This is a genomic window from Streptomyces sp. NPDC023481, from assembly GCF_055560195.1.
The window spans coordinates 361,923-380,402 of sequence record NZ_JBVHJE010000003.1; the positions used below are offsets into that span (position 1 = coordinate 361,923).

Here is an 18,480-nt window from a genome sequence, read left to right on the forward strand (position 1 = left end):
AGGTCACCGTCCGATATTCGGCGCGCGCCGGGGGTACTCCGGTCGCGCGACGCACAGCACAGGGAGGTCATGTCATGAGCGCACCGGAGAACCTGCCGGTCCTGACCACGCTGTCCGAGATGGCCCGCCTGGTGGAACGGCACCGGAACCTGTATGTGCGCTGGTCGAAGGGGCCCGGCGTCGACCTCGACGCCGCCTCCAGCACCGACGAACTGACCGGTGTCCCGATGCCGGGGCTGTCCGCCAACCCGCTCGACGTGGAGGACTGGTGGCAGGACCGGTCCGTCGAGCTGTGGGTGGCCCGCCGCCTGTACGACTACGCTCACCTGCCGCACGACAAGGGCCCCGGCGTCCGTCCCTGGGTCCTCACGGGCCGGGAGACGGGCCGGGGCCCCGACAACGAGCCGCTCGTGGCCGACATCGAGCCGCTGTGCTGGATCGCCGACGAGGTGACCGACGCGGCCCGGGACGAGGTGGCCCGGCAGGAGCGGGAATGGGGGACCCTCCGCCGCGGCGGACGCTGACCCCCGGCCGGCCCCCACCGCCGGCCCCCCACCGCCGGCCCCCTCGCCGGTCAGCCGTCGCCGGTCAGCCGGAGCGCGGCCGGGAGCGGGCGCGGCGCCTGAGCGCCCGCCGCTCCAGCTCCGTCGTACCGCCCCAGACCCCGATGCTCTGGCCCGTGTCCAGCGCCCAGTCCAGGCACTGTTCCCGCACCGGGCAGCGCCCGCACACCGCCTTGGCCTGCTGGGCCTGGACCTGCGCCGGTCCGGTGGTGCCGATCGGGAAGAAGAGGTCGGGGTCCTCTTGGCGGCACGCGGCATGGTCGCGCCAGTTGTCCATGGGAGTCTCCTGGTTCGATCGAAGTCGTCCGTGCCCTGCCGTTCGCTTTCCGCACGGTCAGGCATTCGGGTGACCGGTCGCGGCGCCGTGAAACGGAACAAACGGCGGAGGATGGGGAAAGCCGGCCAACAGACCGGAATCCGCGGGCGCGACGACGGCGGAACGCCCAACTGCCGGGCCGCCGACGCGTCCAGGCCGCGCCCCTCAGCCGCGCAGCGCCCGTGACGCCGCTTCGGCCACCGCATCGGCCAGGGCGGCCAGCGCGGGGGAGTCGAGTCTCCACTGCTGCCAGTGGAGGGTGACGTCCATCCACTCGCCGGGGGCGAGCGGGACCAGCCGCCCCTGTGCGAGCAGCGGCCCGGCCTGCACCTCCGGGATCATGCCCCAGCCGAGCCCGGCGGCGACTGTGGCCAGGAACCCCTCCGAGGTGGGCACATGGTGCCGGTACGGTCCCGCCGAGGCCAGGCCGAGCCGGCGGGCGAAGCCGTCCTGGAAGTCGTCCTTGCGGTCGAAGGTCACCACCGGCGCCCGGTGCAGCGCCTCCGCCAGGGGCCGGCCCGCCAGGTGGGTCGCGGCGAACTCGGGGGTGGCCAGGGGCAGGTAGCGCATCCGGCCGAGCGGGCGGACGGTGCAGCCGGACACCGGGTCGGGCGCGGAGGTCACCGCGGCCATGACGACGCCCTCGCGCAACAGCGCCGCCGTATGGTCCTCGTCCTCCCGGTGCAGTACGAAGCAGAGGCCCGGCACCCGGGTCAGCGCCGGCAGGAACCAGGTCGCGAGCGAGTCCGCGTTCACCGCGACCGAGACCCGCGTCGGCTCCTCGCTGCCGCTCAGCCCCAGCTCACCCCAGGCGTCCCGCTCCAGCCGGGCGAGCTGCCTGGCGTACCGCACCAGCACCGCGCCGGACTCCGTGGGCCGCACCGGCTTGGTGCGCTGGAGCAGGACCCGGCCGGTGCGCTGTTCGAGGGCCTTGACCCGCTGGCTGACCGCCGACGGCGTCACGTGCAGCGCGGCGGCGGCCGCGTCGAAGGTGCCCTCGTCCACCACGGCCAGCAACGTCCGCACCTGCTCCAGGGGCAACTCCGGCATCACAATCGCTAATCCTACGTAAAAATCTTTAGCTGTACTTGCGCAGTGGGATTTCCTAGCGTCGTCGGCATGACCCACGCCCTGACCGCCGCTGCCGCCGGATTCGGCACCGGCCTCTCCCTGCTCGTCGTCATCGGAGCGCAGAACGCCTTCGTCCTGCGGCAGGGGGTGCGCCGGGACGCCGTACTCGCCGTGGTCGGCATCTGTGCCCTGTCCGACGCGCTGCTCATCTCGCTCGGCGTCGGCGGGGTCGGCACGGTGGTGGTGGCCTGGCCGGGCGCGCTCCGGGCGGTCGGGCTCGTCGGCGGTGCCTTCCTGCTCTGCTACGGCGCCCTGGCCGTCCGCCGGGTGCTCAGGCCCGGCACCGGGCTGCGCGCGCAGGGCGAGGAGGCCGGCTCGCGCCGCCGGGCGGTGCTCACCTGCCTGGCGATGACCTGGCTGAACCCGAACGTCTACCTGGACACCGTGTTCCTGGTCGGCTCCCTGGCCGCCGACCGGGGCCCGCTGCGCTGGACCTTCGGGCTCGGCGCCGCACTCGCCAGCCTGTGCTGGTTCACCGCGCTCGGTTTCGGCGCCCGGCTGCTCGGCCGGTTCCTGGCCCGGCCGGGCGCCTGGCGGGTGCTGGACGGCCTGGTCGCCGCCACCATGCTGAGCATGGGCGCGACCCTGGTCGCCGGGGCCTGAGCCGACACCGTGCGGCGTGTACAGGGATGGTTAGGCTCTCGAAGCGAAAAGATGTAACGAGCAACCAGGACATCCGTGGACACGAGCGACAGCAGCAGCACCGGGACCGACCGCCCCGGACACCGGCCGCCGACCGACGCGCCGGCGGCCGCGGACCCGCCCCGGCGCGGCTGGCGCCGCTGGGCGATGGACACCCGCCCGCTGTGCATCCCCGCCTACCGGCGCCTGTGGTCGTCGACCATCGTCACCGCCGTCGGCAGCCAGCTCACCGCCGTCGCCGTACCCAAGCAGATCTACGACATCACCCACTCCTCGGCCTGGGTCGGCTACGCCAGCCTCGCGGGCCTGCTGCCGATGGTGGCCTTCGCGCTGTGGGGCGGGGCGGTCGCCGACACCGTCGACCGCCGCAGGCTGCTGCTGGTCACCAACAGCGGTATCGCGGTGACCTCGCTGCTGTTCTGGGCCCAGGCCGCCACCGGGCTGGGGTCCGTCACCGTGCTCATGGTGCTGCTCGCGGTCCAGCAGGCCTTCTTCGGCCTCAACTCGCCGGCCCGCAACGCCTCCATCGCCCGCCTGGTGCCCGCCGGGCAGCTGGCGGCCGCGAACGCGCTGGGCTCGACGGTGATGCAGACCGGGCTGGTCGCCGGTCCGCTGCTCGCCGGTGTGCTCATCCCGGTCATCGGGCTGCCCGAGCTGTACCTGATCGACGCGCTGGCGCTGTGCGTCACCGTGTGGGCCGTCGTCCGGCTGCCCGCGCTGCCGCCGCTCGGCGAGGCCGCCCGGCGCGCCGGCGTGCGCGAGATAGCCGCCGGGTTCCGGTACATCTCGCTCCACAAGGTGCTGCTGCTGTCCTTCCTCGCCGACATCGTCGCCATGGTGTTCGGCATGCCCCGCGCCCTGTTCCCGCAGCTGGCGGCGCAGACCTACGGCTCCTACGGCGAGGGTCTCGCGCTCGGTGTGCTGTTCGCCGGCATCCCGGTCGGCGCGGTGCTCGGCGGGCTGTTCTCCGGCGTGTTCTCGCGGGCTCGCCGGCACGGCTGGATGGTGATCGGGTCGGTCGTCGGCTGGGGGGTGGCCGTCGCCGGGTTCGGGCTGAGCGGCAACCTCTGGATCGCCATGGCCTTCCTGGCGGCGGCCGGTGTCGCCGACATGGTCTCGATGGTGTTCCGCGGCGCCATCCTGCTGTCGGCCGCGACCGACGAGATGCGCGGCCGGATGCAGGGGGTGTTCACGGTGGTCGTCGCGGGCGGGCCGCGCCTCGCGGACGTGCTGCACGGCACCGCGGGCTCGGCGTTCGGCCCGCGGGCCGCGGTCGCGGGCGGCGGCGCCCTGGTGGTCGTGGTGATGCTGGCCCTGGCCGGCGCCGTCCCGGCGCTGCGCCGCTACCGGATCTGACCGCCTACAGCGGGCCGCTGCGCCGCCGCATCGTGTACTGCTCCATCAGCTTGCCGCGGGTCGTCTCGAGCCGGCTGGCGAGCACCTCGGCCACCGTGCGGACCAGCGAGAGCCCGAGCAGCGGATCCTCCACGCACAGCCCGAGCACCGAGGGTCCGTCGAACTCGTAGGCCCGGACGTCGGTGAAGGCCACCGCGCCGAAGTCCCACTCGTACGGCGGGAACAGCCAGGACCAGCCGAGCAGGTCGCCCGCGCCGAGCGAGGCCACGGTCACCCGCTGCCGGGAGGTGACCTGCTGGTCCAGGTGGACCGCGCCGGAGCGGATCACCCAGAACCGGTCGGCGGTGCCACCCGCCTCGAAGATCCGGGTGTCCTCCCGGAAGGAGACCTCCTTGGCCAGCTCCATCAGGCGCTCGCGCTGCGCCTGGGGGAGGGCGGTGAGCAGTTTGATCGCTTTGGTCATGGCGCGGGGCTCCTCGCCGGCAGGCGGTTGCGGTGGGGGTGGTGTGTTCCCTCCCATTTCATCCGCTACGGGCGCCCCGAGCACCTCGAAGGGGGCGGAGTTCGATCCGCGTGTCGCGTTTCGGACAGCAAAAAGCCCTGGCTGGACGGGGGAAGCCAGCCAGGGCCGTATGCGGGTGACCACAGGAGGGGGGAAGGACGGTTCCGCGCCCCTCCGCGTCACGTATGGATGAACACTAAACCATCTGCCGTACTTTTGGGTAACCCAGTACCGGGTCAGGTGACCTGTTTCGCTCCGTCCGTCCGGACCGGCTCCCCGCCCGGGGAGACGATCTCCTCCAGCACCCGATGCACCACCTCGTACGCCCGGGCCCGGTCCGTCGCGTCCCGCGCGCCCTCCGGATCCGTCGCCGTGAGACTCAGGGCCCGCTCCCGCCAGGCCCGCTCCTCCTCGGCCGCGTGCTCCCGGCCCCGCCGGATCCGCCGCAACAACTCGTCCGCGTCCACCACATCCGTCATGCGGGGCGGGTACCCGCCCGATCCTTCGTGATGACTCCGGAACCCGCGGTGTTTGACAGCGCGTCGAGGGGTCAGTCGAAGGAGCAGAGAACCCTGCAATCCGGGCACCGCCAGGGGAGGAAGGGATGCTAGACAACCACCGGACCAGCTCCGCAGCCGTCCTGCCGGAGACTCGCCGCCGCCTGCCGGGCCGGCCGGCCGAGGCCCGCAGAACGGTCGAGCGGGTCATGACCGAACGGTGCCGGGCCCACGCCCTGCCGTGCGCGCCCGAGGCGGTCCAGGACGCCCTGCTGGTGACCTCGGAACTGACCACCAACGCGCTCGTGCACGGCGGCGGCATCACCGGCTTCGACGTCGACGTCGACTCCGGCGGTGTCCGGGTGTCGGTGAGCGACCGCAGCGACGCACTGCCCGTGACGGCCCGTTCCGGCGACGAGCGCACCACCCTGCCCGGCGGCCGCGGCTGGCCCCTCGTGTGCCGGCTGGCCCGGGACGTCCGGGTGGCGGAGCTGCCCCGCGGGGGCAAGCGCATCACGGCCGTCGTACCGCTGCACTGAAGCGGTTTCCGAAGTTCCGCTCAATGGCGTTTGCCCGAGGGGGCGAGGGGCAGACGGAATCTCGTGCTTCGGACCGGAGGCGCGCGCCCAGCGGGGATCGCAACCGCTGCCTGGGCCCCTCCCGGCGGCCCAGGCGGCTTCCCCGCGGCGACACCCTGACACCACCGTTCGGGCCGAAACCCGGAACCGCTGTTCCGGCCGTGCCCTGAAACCACGTTCAGGAGCGATTCCGCATGCTGACCGACATGTCGACAAGCCGTCCCGGCGCCGCCGCCACCGCCGACGGCACCCCGGCCCCCACCCGGCGGAACCATGACGACGCCCCTGATACGGCGGAGCTGTTCGCCCGACTGGCGGACCTGGACGACGGTCCCGAGCGGGACGCCGTACGCGACGAACTCGTGACCGCCTGGCTGCCGATGGCACACCGGATCGCCGGCCGGTTCCGCGACCGCGGCGAGTCCGTCGAGGACCTGCGCCAGGTGGCCGCCCTCGGCCTGGTGAAGGCCATCGACCGCTTCGACCCCTCGCGGGGGGCCTTCGAGAGCTATGCCGTGCCGACCATCACCGGAGAGGTCAAGCGGCACTTCCGCGACCGGATGTGGGCCCTGCGCGTGCCGCGCCGGGTGCAGGAACTGCGCAACCGGGTGCGGGTGGCCCGCCGCGAACTCACCCAGAACCCCGGGAGCCCCGAGCCCACCGTCGCCGACATCGCCGCCCACACCGGACTCACCGAGGAGGAGGTGAGCGCCGGCATGGAGGCGCTGGAGAGCTTCAGCACCCTCTCGCTGGACGCCGAGCTGTCCGCCGGCGACGACGGCTACAGCCTCGCCGACACCCTCGGCGAGGCGGACACCTCCTACGACGTCGTGGTCGACCGCGAGGCCGCCAAGGAAGGGCTGCGCCGGCTGCCCGAGCGCGAGCGGGCCATCCTCTACATGCGCTTCTTCGAGGACATGACCCAGAGCCGGATCGCCGACCAGCTCGGCATCTCCCAGATGCACGTCTCCCGGCTGATCAGCCGCAGCTGCGCCCGCGTCCGCGACGAGGTGCTCGGCGGCCGCCGCCCCGGCGGCGACCAGCGGTGAGCGGTCAGCTGCCGGGCTGCGCCGGACCGCCGCCGACGCCCAGCGGCCGGGCGAGGCCCGACACGGCCTCGTCCAGCCGCTGCAGATGGCGCAGCACCCGGTCGGTCACGCGGCCGTAGCGCGGGGTGCGCAGGGTGCCCGGCTCCAGCATCGACGCGATGCTGGGGCCGCTTTCCATCTCCGCGGTGGACCGCGGGTCGGTGAGGTGCGCGGCGATCGCCTCGATGTTGTGCACGATCCGCCCGCACGCCCCCCGCAGCCGCGGATCCGCCGCGATCGACGGATGCGTCGGCAGCAGCTCCGCCGTGGCCGCGAGGGAGCGCCCGTGGTACGCGCAGGTCTCCAGCAGTGCCACCACGTACCGGGCCGTGTTGCGGCGCGTGCGCAGCGGGGTGATCGGATGCGTCAGCGGCTGGCTGGCCGCGCGCAGGTCGGCCAGCGCCTGGTCCAGCTCGCGCGCCTGCTCCACCAGGTCGCCGCCCGCCCCGCCGCTCAGCTGGTCCACGGCGCCCCGCGTCACGTCGGCGAGCCGCTCCAGGACCGCCACGAGCAGGTCGTTGGTACGGCGGTCGGTGTGGATCGGCAGCACCACCGCCGCCGCGATCACCCCGCAGGCCGCGCCGAGCGCCGTCTCCTCGATCCGCAGCACCAGCACCGACAGGCTGTAGGTGTTCAGCAGCGTGTAGAGCAGCCCCAGCATGGCCGTCACGAAGAACGACATCAGCGTGTACGACAGGGGCGCGGTGTAGAACATCGCGAAGATGAACAGCAGCACCAGCGCGAACGCCGTCCAGGTGTGGTGCCCGACCAGCGCCGCGAGCCCGATGCCGGCCACCACGCCCAGCACCGTGCCGAGCAGCCGCCGGTAGCCCTTCACCAGGATCTCGCCGGTGGACGCGGTGTTGATGAACACGATCCAGCAGGTCAGCACCGCCCAGTACCAGCGCTGGCTGGACAGCAGCTCGCCGCCCACGATGGCCAGCGAGGAGCCGACCGCCACCTGGAGCGCGGCCCGGGTGGTGGGCCGCTGCAGACCGGCCGGTTCGGACTCCTCCGGTTCGTTCTCCTCGCTGATCTCGATCGCGGCGTCCTCGGCGTCCAGCTCCTCGCGCGACCGGGCGGTGGCCGGGGTGTCGTCGGACTCGTCCTGCGGCCCGTCCAGGGCGACCCGCAGGCCCAGCGAGGCCCGGGCGGCCTCGCCGAGGCCCCGGAAGACGTCCTGCACCGCCGGGGAGGCCGCGGGCAGGTTCTCCTCCTCGCGGTAGCCGAGCAGCCGGTTGCGCACCTGGGCGAGCGCGGTCCCCGAGGCCTCCCCGGCCGGCCGCAGCATCAGCAGCCGCAGCGCCTGCAGATCCCGGTGCAGCGCGGCCGACGCCTCGTCCCGCACCGGCACACCGCCGGAGGGCAGCGAGGCGCCCGGCAGGTGCAGGGTGAGGGTGTCGGTCCGCCGGGCGCTGCGCGCGGTGAGCAGCAGCAGACCGAGCCGCTCGGCGGCGATCTCGGCGTCCGCGACCCGCCGCTGGAGCAGCCGGGCCACCGCCGGGTCCGAGGTGCCGTCCTCCAGCCGGCCCTGGATCATCAGCGCCGTCTCGTGCAGCCGGGCGGTGCCGTCACGCAGGTCCGCCAGTAGCTTCTCCGCCTCCTCGGGGCCGGCGTCCAGCAACTCGGCCTGGGTGGCGATCAGCTGGGCGAGCCGGGCCCGGAAGGCCCGCCGCAGCCGGTCCAGGGTGCCCGCCGGGGTCTGCGGCACCAGCACGAACCGGGCGGTGGCGCTGCACGCGAACGCGACGCAGAGCACGCCGTACAGCGGGGGCAGCGTGGACGGGGCCGCGCCCACGAACAGCGACAGGAAGTAGACCTGGAACCCGATCAGCCCCAGCGCCGTCCCGCGGTCGCCGAACCGGCGGCCGTAGACGGCGCAGAAGATGAGGACGACGAAGAACAGGTCGCCGGCGATCACGCGGTGGTTCAGCAGCGCGCCCAGCGACAGCGAGGCCAGCGCCACCGGCAGGCCGAGCGCGAGCGTGACGGCCTGGGGGCCGCGCTGCTTCTCCCGGATGGCGAAGGTGGCGACCATCGCCGCCATGGCCCCCGCGACCAGCTGGGGCACCGGGACGCGCAGCACGGCGAGGACCGCGAGGGTCAGCGCGATGGCGGTGACCGTGCGCAGTCCCGCGGTGAGCCGGAGCAACCCCGGGTCCGACGCCGCCAGCCGGTCCCACATCCATGCCCGCCCCGACCGTGCCGCTGTCCTCACGCCGCCGTGCTCTCTCCCGTGCCGGAAATCGATCTACGACCCAGCATCGCACGTGCGCCCGGTTCAGCGGCCCTCGGCCAGGGTGGCGGCCACCAGCGCGTTCGCGTGGCCGTGGCCGAGCCCGTGCTCGGACTTGAGCCAGGCGACGAGTTCCATGTGCTTCGTCAGCGGCGAGGAGCGGATCAGCTCCTGCCACTCGCCGACGGGCCGGCCGTACGTCTTCTCGATCGACGGGAAGTAGCTCGCCGGGCCCTTCACGGTCTTCTCGCTCATGCCGGGTGTCCCTCCGTGACGTGTTTCCTGATCACCGGGTAAGACCGCCGGCCGGGTGGGGAATGATCGGCGGTCTTCGGTGATCCGGGTCACGTCACGGCTGGCCCGCGCCCGCGCCCTCCACCCGGGCCCGTACCTGTTCCGGGGTCAGATACGAGTCGGTGTACTCGAAGTCCTTCAGCCGGGCGGGCTTGCGGGCCTGGAAGCCGGTGCGGACGAAATCGTCTCCGGCGACCGCGTTCAGCAGCCAGTTGGTCAGCACCCGGGTCTTGGCGACGTTCGTGCGCAGCGCCGACCAGTGGTAGCCGCGGGCCACCACCTGCGCGGGCACCCCGCGCAGCTCGACACCCAGCGGCTTGGACACCGCGTCCTTGCCGCCGAGGTCGACGACGAGTCCCAGGTCCTTGTGCACGTACGGCTGCAACGGCTGGCCCCGCAGCGCCGCGATGACGTTGTCGCCAACCTTCCTGCCCTGCCGCATGGCGTGCTGCGCGGTGGGCGGGCAGACCGCGCCGTCCTGGCCCTTGGCGAGGTCCGGTACGGCCGCCGAGTCGCCGAGCGCGAACACCCCGTCGTGGCCCGGCAGGCACATCTCCGGGGTGACCGCCAGCCGGCCCTTGACCGTCTCCGCGCCGAGCGTGGCGATGAGCGGGCTGGCGACCACGCCGGCCGTCCAGATCAGGGTGTGCGTGGGCACCACCCGGCCGTCGGTGAAGGTGACCTCCTCCGGACCGGCCTTGTCGATGGAGACGCCCAGCGAGACCTCGATGCCGCGGCGCCCGAGGATCTCCTGCGCGCTGCGGCCGAGTTTGTCGCCCAGCTCCGGCATGAGCTTGGGCGCGATGTCGATCAGGTGCCACTTGATCAGGCCCGGGTCCAGCCGCGGATAGCGCCGCACGGCCGCGTGCGTCAGCCGCTGCAGGCAGGCAGCGGTCTCGGTGCCCGCGTAGCCGCCGCCGACCACCACGAACTGCAGCCTCGCGGCCCGCTCGGCCGGGTCTTCGCTGGCGTCCGCCAGGTCGAGCTGGGAGATGACGTGGTCGCGGATGTAGGCGGCCTCGGCGAGGGTCTTCATCCCGAAGGCGTGCTCGGTCAGGCCCGGGATGTCGAAGGTGCGGGTCACGCTGCCCGGTGCCAGCACGATGTAGTCGTAGGGCTCGTTGACGATCTTGTCGGTGATGGTGCGGACGACGCACACCTTCGCCTTCAGGTCCACGCCGATCGCGCCGCCCGGGATGATCCGGGTGCGGTACTTCCGGCTGCGGCGCAGCGACAGGGCGATCGACTGCGGCGTCAGCACGCCGGAGGCGACCTGGGGGAGCAGCGGCAGGTAGAGCTGGTAGGCGAACGGCGTCACCAGCGTGACGTCGGCCTCGGCCGGGGAGAGTTTCCGCTCCAGGCGGCGGACGCACTCGACTCCGGCGAAGCCTGCGCCAACCACCAGGATCCTGGGTCGTGTCACGGTGTTCATCCCTTTCTGCGGCTCCGGGCGGTCCGACTCGAACGCTGTTCGCATGCCCTGGATCGCTGTGCCGACTCCGATACCACCGTGCCTCCAGCCGTTCCGCCAGCTGGGTGCGGCAGGCAGACGAACACGTGGGGTCCGGCATACCCCCACTGCAGGGCGGAGTAACCGGCTGGCGCACACCTACACGTCGAACATCCTCACCAGGGCAGGAACGCGTGGATGTCCTTGCCCCGCTCGTGCACGACGACGCTGACCTGGGTGCACAGCGTGTGCACCAGGTGCCAGCCGATGCCGCCACCGCCGGTGCGCGGGTGGAACGGCCGCGGCTCCGGCCTCGTCATGCTCGTGTCCCGCATCGTCACGTGGACCCCGTCGAACGTGCGGCGCATCCGCAGGTCGAACGGGCCGGGCGCGTACTGGATCGCGTTCGCGGCGAGTTCGGTGACGACCAGCAGGATGTCGTCCCAGTACTCGTGCGCGCCCGGCGGGGCCTCCCGGGCGAGCGCGCGGAGGAACTCCTCCGCCGCGAGCCGCGCCCCCGTGACGTTGCGCAGCTCACCCGGGAAGGAGAACGTCTGCTCGTACTTCTCCTCCGAGGGTGGAGTGTCGTCCCAGCGCGGCTCCGTCACCATCTCGCATTCCCCGGTCCTGGACGCGGGGGCCGGGCTCGGTCCCCGCGACCAGGACGGTCGTCGTTGCTGATCTCTTGCTGGGCTGCGGGTTCCCCCAGCCGCGCGAGCTATCCGTCCCCCCTCGGATCGACCGCCCGTACGGTGCGCCTCCTCAGCGGAAGACATCGTCGGGTTCGTCCCACTCGGCCGGCTCCGCCGGGCCCCGCGACCGGGAGCGCGCCTGGTACATCGCCTCGATCTCGGCCGCGTAGTGCCGTACGACGGCGTCCCGGCGCAGCTTCAGGGACGGGGTGAGCAGCCCGTTGTCCGGTGCGAACGATTCCTGCAGGACACGGTAGACCCGGATGGACTCCGCACGGGAGACCGCACTGTTGGCCGAGGCCACGGCCCGCGCGATCTCCTCGCGCAGGGCGTTCTCCTCCCGGCTCTCCCGGCCCGCGCCGTCGCCCGGGAGCGCGAGCGCGGCCCGCCAGTGTGCGAGGAACTCCGGGTCCAGGGTGATCAGGGCACCCACGCACGGCCGGTCGTCGCCGATCACCACGGCCTGGTGGACCAGGGGATGCATGCGCAGCCGCTGCTCCAGCGGGGCCGGCGCCACGCTCTTGCCGCCGCTGGTGACGATGATGTCCTTCTTGCGGCCGGTGATCGTCAGATAGCCCTCGCCGTCCAGCCGTCCGATGTCCCCGGTGGCCAGCCAGCCGCCGCGCAGCGTGGCGCGGGTCGCCCGCTCGTCGCTGACGTAGCCCTGGAACACCGACGGCCCGCGCACCAGGATCTCCCCGTCGTCGGCCACCTGTACCTCGGTGCCCGGCAGCGGCCGGCCCACGGTCCCGGACTTCTCCCGGCCCAGCGGCTGCATGGTGATCCCGCCGCCTGCCTCGGTGAGCCCGTAGCCGTCGTGCACGAGCACGCCGATGCCCTCGAAGAACAGGGACAGTTCGCGGTCGAGCGTGGACCCGCCGGAGGTGCCGCGCACCACCCGTCCGCCGAGCGCGGCCCGCAGCCTGCGGTACACCGTCCGCTCGTACAGGGCGTGTTGCAGCCTGAGTTCCAGACCGGGGCCGGGACCGGTGCCCAGCCGACGGCGCTCCTCGGCCGCGGCGAAGTCCCGCGCGGTCTGCGCGGCCCGCTCGAACAGGGCACCCCGGCCGCTCTGTTGGGACGTGCGGAGGAAACTCTTGTACAGCTTCTCGAACACCGACGGCACCCCGTACAGGTACGTCGGCCGGAACGTGGCCAGGGCCGACGCCAGTGCCGTCCCGGTCTGCTCCGGCTCGTGCGCCAGCAGCACCCCGCCGCGCACGCACACCAGCATGATCATCATGCCGTAGACGTGCGAGAAGGGCAGGAAGGCCAGCACGGACGGCTGCTCACCGGGGGGTGCGGCGGTGTGCCCCCAGCCGGCCAGCAGGGTGTCGCACGGGTAGGCCAGGTTGCGGTGGCTGAGCGCGCAGCCCATCGGGCGGCCCGAGGTACCGGAGGTGTAGACGACGGCCGCCGTGGAGTCCGGCAGCACGATCCGGCGCAGCGACTCCACGGTGGTGTACGGCACGATCGCGCCGCGCTCCACCAGATCGGCCAGGGCACCGGAGTCCAGCTGCCACACGTGCCGCAGCCGCGGCAGCCGGTCGCACACGGTGCCGACGGTCATGACGCCCTGCTCGTCCTCCACGACGACGGCCACACAGCCGGCGTCCCGCAGGATCCACTCGACCTGGTCGCGGGCGGAGGCCGGGTGGATCGGCACCACCTCGGCGCCCACGGCCCACAGGGCGTGCGCCAGCACCGTCCACTCGTGGCGGGTGCGGGCCATCAGGGCCACCCGGTGGCCGGGCGAGATCCCGGCGGCGATCAGGCCCTTGGCCAGATCGACCACCTCGTCCCGCAGCTCGACCGCCGTCAGCTCTTCCCACCCGGCCGCGGGCGGACCGGCACGGCGCGCCAGCACCGGAAGCGTCGGATCGAGGTCCGCCCGCTCGAAGACGCTGTCGGCGAGGCCGCCGGTGAGCGGCCGGGTGACGGCTGGAGCGAGGGCGACGTCCCGCATGCGCTGCTCCTGGTGTACGGAGGATCACTCCGCCGAACGGCTCGGTGTCGGCGGTGCTCGAATGTAGCCCAGGGAGCAGCGTTCGGTGACGGGAACGAGGAATCGTGATCGACTGATGATGTGGGCGTGTCCCGGGGAACCCGGCAGGCATGAGTCATGTGAACCCCGATCCGGAACCCGAACGCAGCACCGGGCTGGAACCCGGCGGCGGTGTCCCGCCCGGAGAGACACCACCCGCCGAGAGCAGCATGCCCGAGGCCGGGCCCCGGGAGACGCACAACCCGACGAGGGGCTGGGCGAAGGCCCCGCTGACGCTGATCCTGGCCCTCGTGATCCTGATCGCCGCGTTCTTCCTGGTCTACGCCCTCGTCCTGATCCTCTGAGCGGCCGGGACCCCGGACACTCAGCCCTGTGTGCGCCGCACGCACTCGGTGACGACGTCCCGGAGGCTGCCGGTCCGCTCCAGCAGCCCGCGCTGCTCACGCGCGCCGTTTCCCGTGCGCAACAGTTCCCCGACGGCCCGCTCGGCCCGCTCCGCGTCGCCGCTCGCGGTGAGCGCGTCCCCGGTGTACTCCAGCAGCGAACGCAGCACCTGCGCGGCGGGCCGGGGCCGCAGGGTGACCGGGTCGAGGAGGTCCTCCTCGATGCCGTAGCGCGCGGCCTGCCAGTCGGCCAGCCGCAGCAGGCTCACCCCGGGGTCGGACACGGGCCGGCCGTCCCGCCACTCCCGCGCGGTCGTCTCCACCAGGGCGCGCACGAGCGTCGCGATCAGTACGGCGGTCCCCGCGCCCAGGCACACGTCGGCCACCCGGACCTCCACCGTCGGGTAGCGGGCCGACAGCCGCGCGTCGAAGTAGGCCATGGCCTCGTCCAGGATGACCCCGGTGGACACCATCCGCTCCACGCGCCGGTGGTACTCCTCGGCGGTCCCGAAGGGCTCGGTCGGGCCGGCCGACGGCCACCGGTTCCACACCCGGCTGCGGTAGCTGGCGTACCCGGTGCTCCGGCCCTGCCAGAACGGCGAGTTCGCGCTCATCGCCCGCAGCACCGGCAGCCACGGGCGGAGCCGGTCGAGGACCGCCACGCCCTCCTCGTCGGACTCCACCGAGACATGCACATGGCACCCGCAGACGAGTTGCTCCCAGGTGGGGATCCCGTACCGTCCGGCCAGCCACTGGTACCGCTCGTTCACGCTCAGGGAGGGGCTGACCTGCAACGGGGAGGCGGCCAGCGCGGCGACCCCGCAGCCGATCTGCCCGGCGTGCCGGGCCGCCTCCTTGCGGCAGCGGACGATCTCGTCGCCGAGGGCCGCCATGTCCGACTGCGGATGCGTGGCGAACTCCAGCATCTGCCCGAACAGCTCCTTCTCGAACACGTCCTGCCCGGGATCGTCCTGGGCCGCACGGGCGAGAACAGCCGCCGCCAGCGCCTTCGGCTCTCCGCTGTCCGGATCGACCAGAAGGAGTTCCTCCTCCACTCCGACGGTGCGCACCTGGTGCCGCCCTTCTGTCCGTGCCACGCGGGGCAGTCAAGGATCTGTACGACCCCGACTGCCCCCCGGACGGGCGCCGACACCTGCGGCCCTCAGCGCACCGGCACCATCCAGACAGTGGCGAGCGGCGGAAGGGTCAGGCTCACGCACCCGTCCTCGGACCGGACCGGCCCGCCGGCGCCGACCCCGCTGCCGCCGTAACGGACGTCGTCGGTGTTCAGCGCCTCCCGCCAGGCGGGGACCCCCTCCGGGACCCACAGGCGGTAGTCCTCCCGGACGACGGGGGAGAAGTTCGACACCGCCAGCAGCGGGTCGCCGTCGGCGGCGAACCGCACGAACGCCAGCACGTTGTCGTCCGCCGCGTCGCACAGCACCCACCGGAAACCGCCCGGATCGGTGTCCCGCTGCCACAGCGCCGGCGTCGCCCGGTACACCGTGTTCAGCTCCCGCACCAGGTCCTGCACGCCCCGGTGGTCACCGGCGGAGTGGTAGTCGTCGCCGAGCAGCCACCACTCCGGGCCGTGCTCATGGGACCACTCCGCGCCCTGCGCGAACTCCTGCCCCATGAACAACAGCTGTTTGCCGGGATGGGCCCACATGAAGCCGAGGTACGCCCGGTGGTTGGCGCGCCGCTGCCACCAGTCGCCGGGCATCTTCGACACCAGCGCCTGCTTGCCGTGCACCACCTCGTCGTGGGAGATCGGCAGGACGTAGTTCTCGCTGTAGGCGTACACCATCGAGAACGTCATCTCGTCGTGGTGGTACCTGCGGTGCACCGGCTCCTTCTGGATGTACTCCAGCGAGTCGTGCATCCAGCCCATGTTCCACTTCAGCCCGAACCCGAGCCCGCCGCCGTCCGTCGGCCGGGTCACCCCGTCCCACGCGGTGGACTCCTCGGCGATGGTCACCACCCCCGGGCAGCGCCGGTACACGGTGGCGTTCATCTCCTGGAGGAACGCCACCGCGTCCAGGTCCTCCCGGCCGCCGAACACGTTCGGCTCCCACTGCCCGGAGTCCCGCGAGTAGTCCAGGTAGAGCATCGAGGCGACCGCGTCCACCCGCAGCCCGTCGATGTGGAACTCCTCGCACCAGTACACCGCGTTGGCGACGAGGAAGTTGCGCACCTCGGTGCGGCCGTAGTCGAACTCGTACGTCCCCCAGTCCGGATGCTCCGCCCGCGTCGCGTTCCCGGGCTCGTACAGCGGGCCCCCGTCGAACCGGGCCAGCGCCCAGTCGTCCTTCGGGAAGTGCGCCGGCACCCAGTCCATGATCACCCCGAGGCCCGCCCGGTGACAGGCGTCCACGAAGTACCGGAAGTCGTCCGGGGAACCGAGCCGGGGCGTCGGCGCGTAGTACGAGGTGACCTGGTACCCCCACGAACCGCTGAACGGGTACCCGGCCACCGGCATCAGCTCCACGTGCGTGAAGCCCATCTGCCGGACATAGGCGGGGAGTTCCTCCGCCAGCTGCCGGTACGACAGCCCCGGCCGCCAGGACGGCAGGTGCACCTCGTACACCGAGAACGGCGCCTGGTGCACGGGGGTGTCACCGCGGTGCGCCATCCACTCGGCGTCGCCCCACTCGTACCGCGAGGCCGTCACCACCGACGCGGTGTCCGGCGGGACCTCCGTACCGCGCGCCATCGGGTCCGCCTTCAGGAACCGGTGGCCGTACCGGGAGGTGATCTCGAACTTGTACCGGGTGCCCTCGCCGATCCCGGGCAGGAACAGCTCCCACACCCCGGACGCGCCGAGCGAGCGCATCGGGTACTGCGTGCCGTCCCAGTACGTGAAGTCCCCGGCCACCCGCACTCCCTGGGCGTTGGGCGCCCACACGGTGAACCGGGTGCCGGCCACGCCCTGGTGGACCATTGGCTCCGCGCCGAGCGCCCGCCACAGCTGCTCGTGCCGGCCCTCCCGGATCAGGTGCAGGTCCAGCTCGCCGAGGGCGGGCAGGAAGCGGTACGGATCGTGCACCTCCTGCTCGCCGTCGTCGTACGCCACCAGCAGCGTGTACGCCGGGGCCTGGGCGCCGGGCAGGACGGCGGCGAACAGGCCGTCGCCCTCCGACCGCAGCGCGGTGCGCTCGCCGTCGATCACGACGCTCACCGCCCGGGCGTTCGGGCGCAGCGCCCGGAACAGCGTGCCGCCCGGCACGGGGTGGGCGCCCAGCAGGGCGTGCGGATCGTGGTGCGCGCCGGCCAGCAGCCGGCCGCGGTCGGCGGAGTCGAGACCGGCGGCCGCGGCCGGCCTCGGGCCCGCGGCCTCGGGTCGCGTGGTGCGCAGTGCCATCGGTCAGCCTCCCCACACGGCGAGCCGCTTGATCGCCGCCATCGGTACCGGCAGCCAGTCGGGCCGGTGTCTCGCCTCGTACAGCACCTCGTAGACCGCCCTGTCCGTCTCGTGCGCGCGCAGCAGCGCGTGCTTCTTGCGTGGGTCCCAGCCGGCGCGGGCCGCGTAGCCCGCGCAGAACGCCTCCCGGCAGCGGCGCGCCCACTCGGGTCGCCAGGGGCGGCGCTGCCGGGCCGCGTAGTCGAAGGAGCGCAGCATCCCGGCGACGTCCCGCACCGGGGACTGCGGGGCGCGCCGCTCGGCGAGCGGACGGGACGGCTCGCCCTCGAAGTCGATGACGAACCAGTTCCGGCCTGCCCGCAGCACCTGACCGAGGTGCAGGTCGCCGTGGATACGCTGGGCCGGCGGCCCCGTGTCGCACGTGGCGAGCGCCCCGAACGCGGCCCGCAGACCGGGCACGAAGGGCTGCAAGCCGGGCACGGCGTGCGCGGCGGCCTCCAGCCGCGCGCACATCGCCTCGGCGGTACGGCCGTTCTCGCCCGGCCCGGCCGGCGGGAAGGCCTCGGCCAGCGCCAGGTGCACCTCCGCCATGGCCCGGCCCAGCGCGCGGGCCTCGGCGGTGAAGTGGTCGCCCGCGGCGAGCGCGCGCAGCGCCAGCGTCCAGCCGTCGGTGGCGTCCGGCAGGAACGGCTGCAGCACACCGAGAGTGGCCGGCCGGGAGCCGGTCGTGGTGAACCAGGCCACCGGCGCGGGCACCCGGGTGCAGCCCTGCGCGGCCAGCGCCGCCGGCACCTCCAGGTCGGGGTTGACGCCCGGCTGGATCCGGCGGAACAGCTTCAGGATGTACGCGTCGCCGTACACGATCGACGAGTTGGACTGCTCGGCGTCCAGCAGCCGCGGCGGCAGCCCGCCGGGCACCAGGGCGGCCGGGTCCGCCTCGAACCGCAGCGGACCCGCCGTGCCCGGCCTGCGCAGCCGCTCCAGCAGCAGGTGCGCCGAGCGGGGGTCGTGCAGCGCGTCGTACACCGCGAGCCCGGCCAGCGGGCCGTTCTCGGCGCGCCCGATGTACGCCTGCTCCAGCCGCGGCGCGAGGTGCGGGCGCAGGCCCAGCAGCAGCTGGTAACAGTCCCCGGGCGGGGGCGTGCCGCCGGGGTTGGGCACCGGCACGTGCGAGGCGTGCACCAGCAGGTGCAGACACCCCGGGAACAGCTCGGTCACGGACAGCACCGTCAGGTCGGTGACGGGCCGGTCCTTGCCCGCGAACCAGCGTTGCCTCGGCAACCACTCGCGCAGCAGCGCGCCGAGCGAGACCAGGGGGCCGTCGGTGCCGACGGCGGTTCTCGGTCGGGGAGTGATGGTCTTCGGCATGGTGACGCGTCCTTTCCT

At 73.1% G+C, this 18,480-nt stretch carries 18 protein-coding genes; 6 read left to right on the forward strand and 12 right to left on the reverse strand.

What is annotated here, in order from left to right; all coding sequences use genetic code 11:
• The first annotated feature begins 74 nt into the window (after positions 1 to 74).
• Positions 75 to 524 carry a DUF6098 family protein gene (locus ACZ3ZD_RS09140; protein WP_467395111.1) on the forward strand — a complete coding sequence of 150 codons (450 nt, stop codon included), beginning with the start codon at positions 75 to 77 and terminating at the stop codon, positions 522 to 524.
• A 64-nt stretch (positions 525 to 588) separates the two neighbouring features.
• Here ACZ3ZD_RS09140 and ACZ3ZD_RS09145 read toward each other — a convergent pair whose 3' ends face one another.
• A complete protein-coding gene (locus ACZ3ZD_RS09145) occupies positions 589 to 840 on the reverse strand; it encodes a WhiB family transcriptional regulator (protein ID WP_467395112.1) in 252 nt (83 codons plus the stop codon).
• 204 nt (positions 841 to 1,044) lie between these two features.
• Entirely contained in the window at positions 1,045 to 1,932 is an 888-nt protein-coding gene (locus ACZ3ZD_RS09150) for a LysR family transcriptional regulator ArgP (protein WP_467395113.1), read from the reverse strand.
• 66 nt (positions 1,933 to 1,998) lie between these two features.
• Here ACZ3ZD_RS09150 and ACZ3ZD_RS09155 point away from each other — a divergent pair, with 66 nt between their 5' ends.
• Complete coding sequence (locus tag ACZ3ZD_RS09155; RefSeq protein ID WP_467395114.1) at positions 1,999 to 2,613, forward strand: LysE/ArgO family amino acid transporter; 615 nt, start codon at positions 1,999 to 2,001, stop codon at positions 2,611 to 2,613.
• 75 nt (positions 2,614 to 2,688) lie between these two features.
• Positions 2,689 to 4,008 carry an MFS transporter gene (locus ACZ3ZD_RS09160; protein ID WP_467395115.1) on the forward strand — a complete coding sequence of 440 codons (1,320 nt, stop codon included), beginning with the start codon at positions 2,689 to 2,691 and terminating at the stop codon, positions 4,006 to 4,008.
• A gap of 4 nt (positions 4,009 to 4,012) precedes the next feature.
• On the opposite strand, the gene ACZ3ZD_RS09165 is transcribed toward ACZ3ZD_RS09160, so the two are convergent.
• Entirely contained in the window at positions 4,013 to 4,471 is a 459-nt protein-coding gene (locus ACZ3ZD_RS09165; RefSeq protein WP_467395116.1) for a cyclic nucleotide-binding domain-containing protein, read from the reverse strand.
• A gap of 275 nt (positions 4,472 to 4,746) precedes the next feature.
• Positions 4,747 to 4,989 (reverse strand): hypothetical protein, encoded by a 243-nt coding sequence (locus ACZ3ZD_RS09170; RefSeq protein WP_467395117.1) that lies wholly within the window; start codon positions 4,987 to 4,989, stop codon positions 4,747 to 4,749.
• A gap of 125 nt (positions 4,990 to 5,114) precedes the next feature.
• On the opposite strand from ACZ3ZD_RS09170, the gene ACZ3ZD_RS09175 reads away from it, so the two are divergent.
• Positions 5,115 to 5,546: an ATP-binding protein gene (locus ACZ3ZD_RS09175; RefSeq protein WP_467395118.1), complete on the forward strand. Its 432-nt coding sequence runs from the start codon at positions 5,115 to 5,117 to the stop codon at positions 5,544 to 5,546.
• 233 nt (positions 5,547 to 5,779) lie between these two features.
• Entirely contained in the window at positions 5,780 to 6,634 is an 855-nt protein-coding gene (locus ACZ3ZD_RS09180; protein ID WP_467395119.1) for an RNA polymerase sigma factor SigF, read from the forward strand.
• 4 nt (positions 6,635 to 6,638) lie between these two features.
• Here ACZ3ZD_RS09180 and ACZ3ZD_RS09185 read toward each other — a convergent pair whose 3' ends face one another.
• From ACZ3ZD_RS09185 to ACZ3ZD_RS09205, 5 genes are all read right to left on the reverse strand, one after another.
• Positions 6,639 to 8,858 (reverse strand): FUSC family protein, encoded by a 2,220-nt coding sequence (locus tag ACZ3ZD_RS09185; RefSeq protein ID WP_467395327.1) that lies wholly within the window; start codon positions 8,856 to 8,858, stop codon positions 6,639 to 6,641.
• Between the two features lie 96 nt (positions 8,859 to 8,954).
• Positions 8,955 to 9,164 (reverse strand): DUF4287 domain-containing protein, encoded by a 210-nt coding sequence (locus ACZ3ZD_RS09190; RefSeq protein WP_467395120.1) that lies wholly within the window; start codon positions 9,162 to 9,164, stop codon positions 8,955 to 8,957.
• A 94-nt stretch (positions 9,165 to 9,258) separates the two neighbouring features.
• Complete coding sequence (locus ACZ3ZD_RS09195; RefSeq protein WP_467395121.1) at positions 9,259 to 10,635, reverse strand: NAD(P)/FAD-dependent oxidoreductase; 1,377 nt, start codon at positions 10,633 to 10,635, stop codon at positions 9,259 to 9,261.
• A 194-nt stretch (positions 10,636 to 10,829) separates the two neighbouring features.
• A complete protein-coding gene (locus ACZ3ZD_RS09200; RefSeq protein WP_467395122.1) occupies positions 10,830 to 11,264 on the reverse strand; it encodes an ATP-binding protein in 435 nt (144 codons plus the stop codon).
• A gap of 151 nt (positions 11,265 to 11,415) precedes the next feature.
• Positions 11,416 to 13,311, reverse strand: coding sequence for an AMP-dependent synthetase/ligase (locus tag ACZ3ZD_RS09205; RefSeq protein ID WP_467395123.1), 1,896 nt, complete (start codon positions 13,309 to 13,311; stop codon positions 11,416 to 11,418).
• A gap of 149 nt (positions 13,312 to 13,460) precedes the next feature.
• Here ACZ3ZD_RS09205 and ACZ3ZD_RS09210 point away from each other — a divergent pair, with 149 nt between their 5' ends.
• A complete protein-coding gene (locus ACZ3ZD_RS09210) occupies positions 13,461 to 13,694 on the forward strand; it encodes a DUF6480 family protein (RefSeq protein WP_467395124.1) in 234 nt (77 codons plus the stop codon).
• A gap of 20 nt (positions 13,695 to 13,714) precedes the next feature.
• On the opposite strand, the gene ACZ3ZD_RS09215 is transcribed toward ACZ3ZD_RS09210, so the two are convergent.
• From ACZ3ZD_RS09215 to ACZ3ZD_RS09225, 3 genes are all read right to left on the reverse strand, one after another.
• Positions 13,715 to 14,803 (reverse strand): glutamate--cysteine ligase 2, encoded by a 1,089-nt coding sequence (locus tag ACZ3ZD_RS09215; RefSeq protein WP_467395328.1) that lies wholly within the window; start codon positions 14,801 to 14,803, stop codon positions 13,715 to 13,717.
• A 92-nt stretch (positions 14,804 to 14,895) separates the two neighbouring features.
• Positions 14,896 to 17,094, reverse strand: a complete 2,199-nt coding sequence (glgB, locus tag ACZ3ZD_RS09220; RefSeq protein ID WP_467395125.1) for a 1,4-alpha-glucan branching enzyme — start codon at positions 17,092 to 17,094, stop codon at positions 14,896 to 14,898.
• Positions 17,095 to 17,097: 3 nt separating this feature from the next.
• Positions 17,098 to 18,462: a maltokinase N-terminal cap-like domain-containing protein gene (locus ACZ3ZD_RS09225; RefSeq protein WP_467395126.1), complete on the reverse strand. Its 1,365-nt coding sequence runs from the start codon at positions 18,460 to 18,462 to the stop codon at positions 17,098 to 17,100.
• Between the last annotated feature and the right edge of the window lie 18 nt (positions 18,463 to 18,480).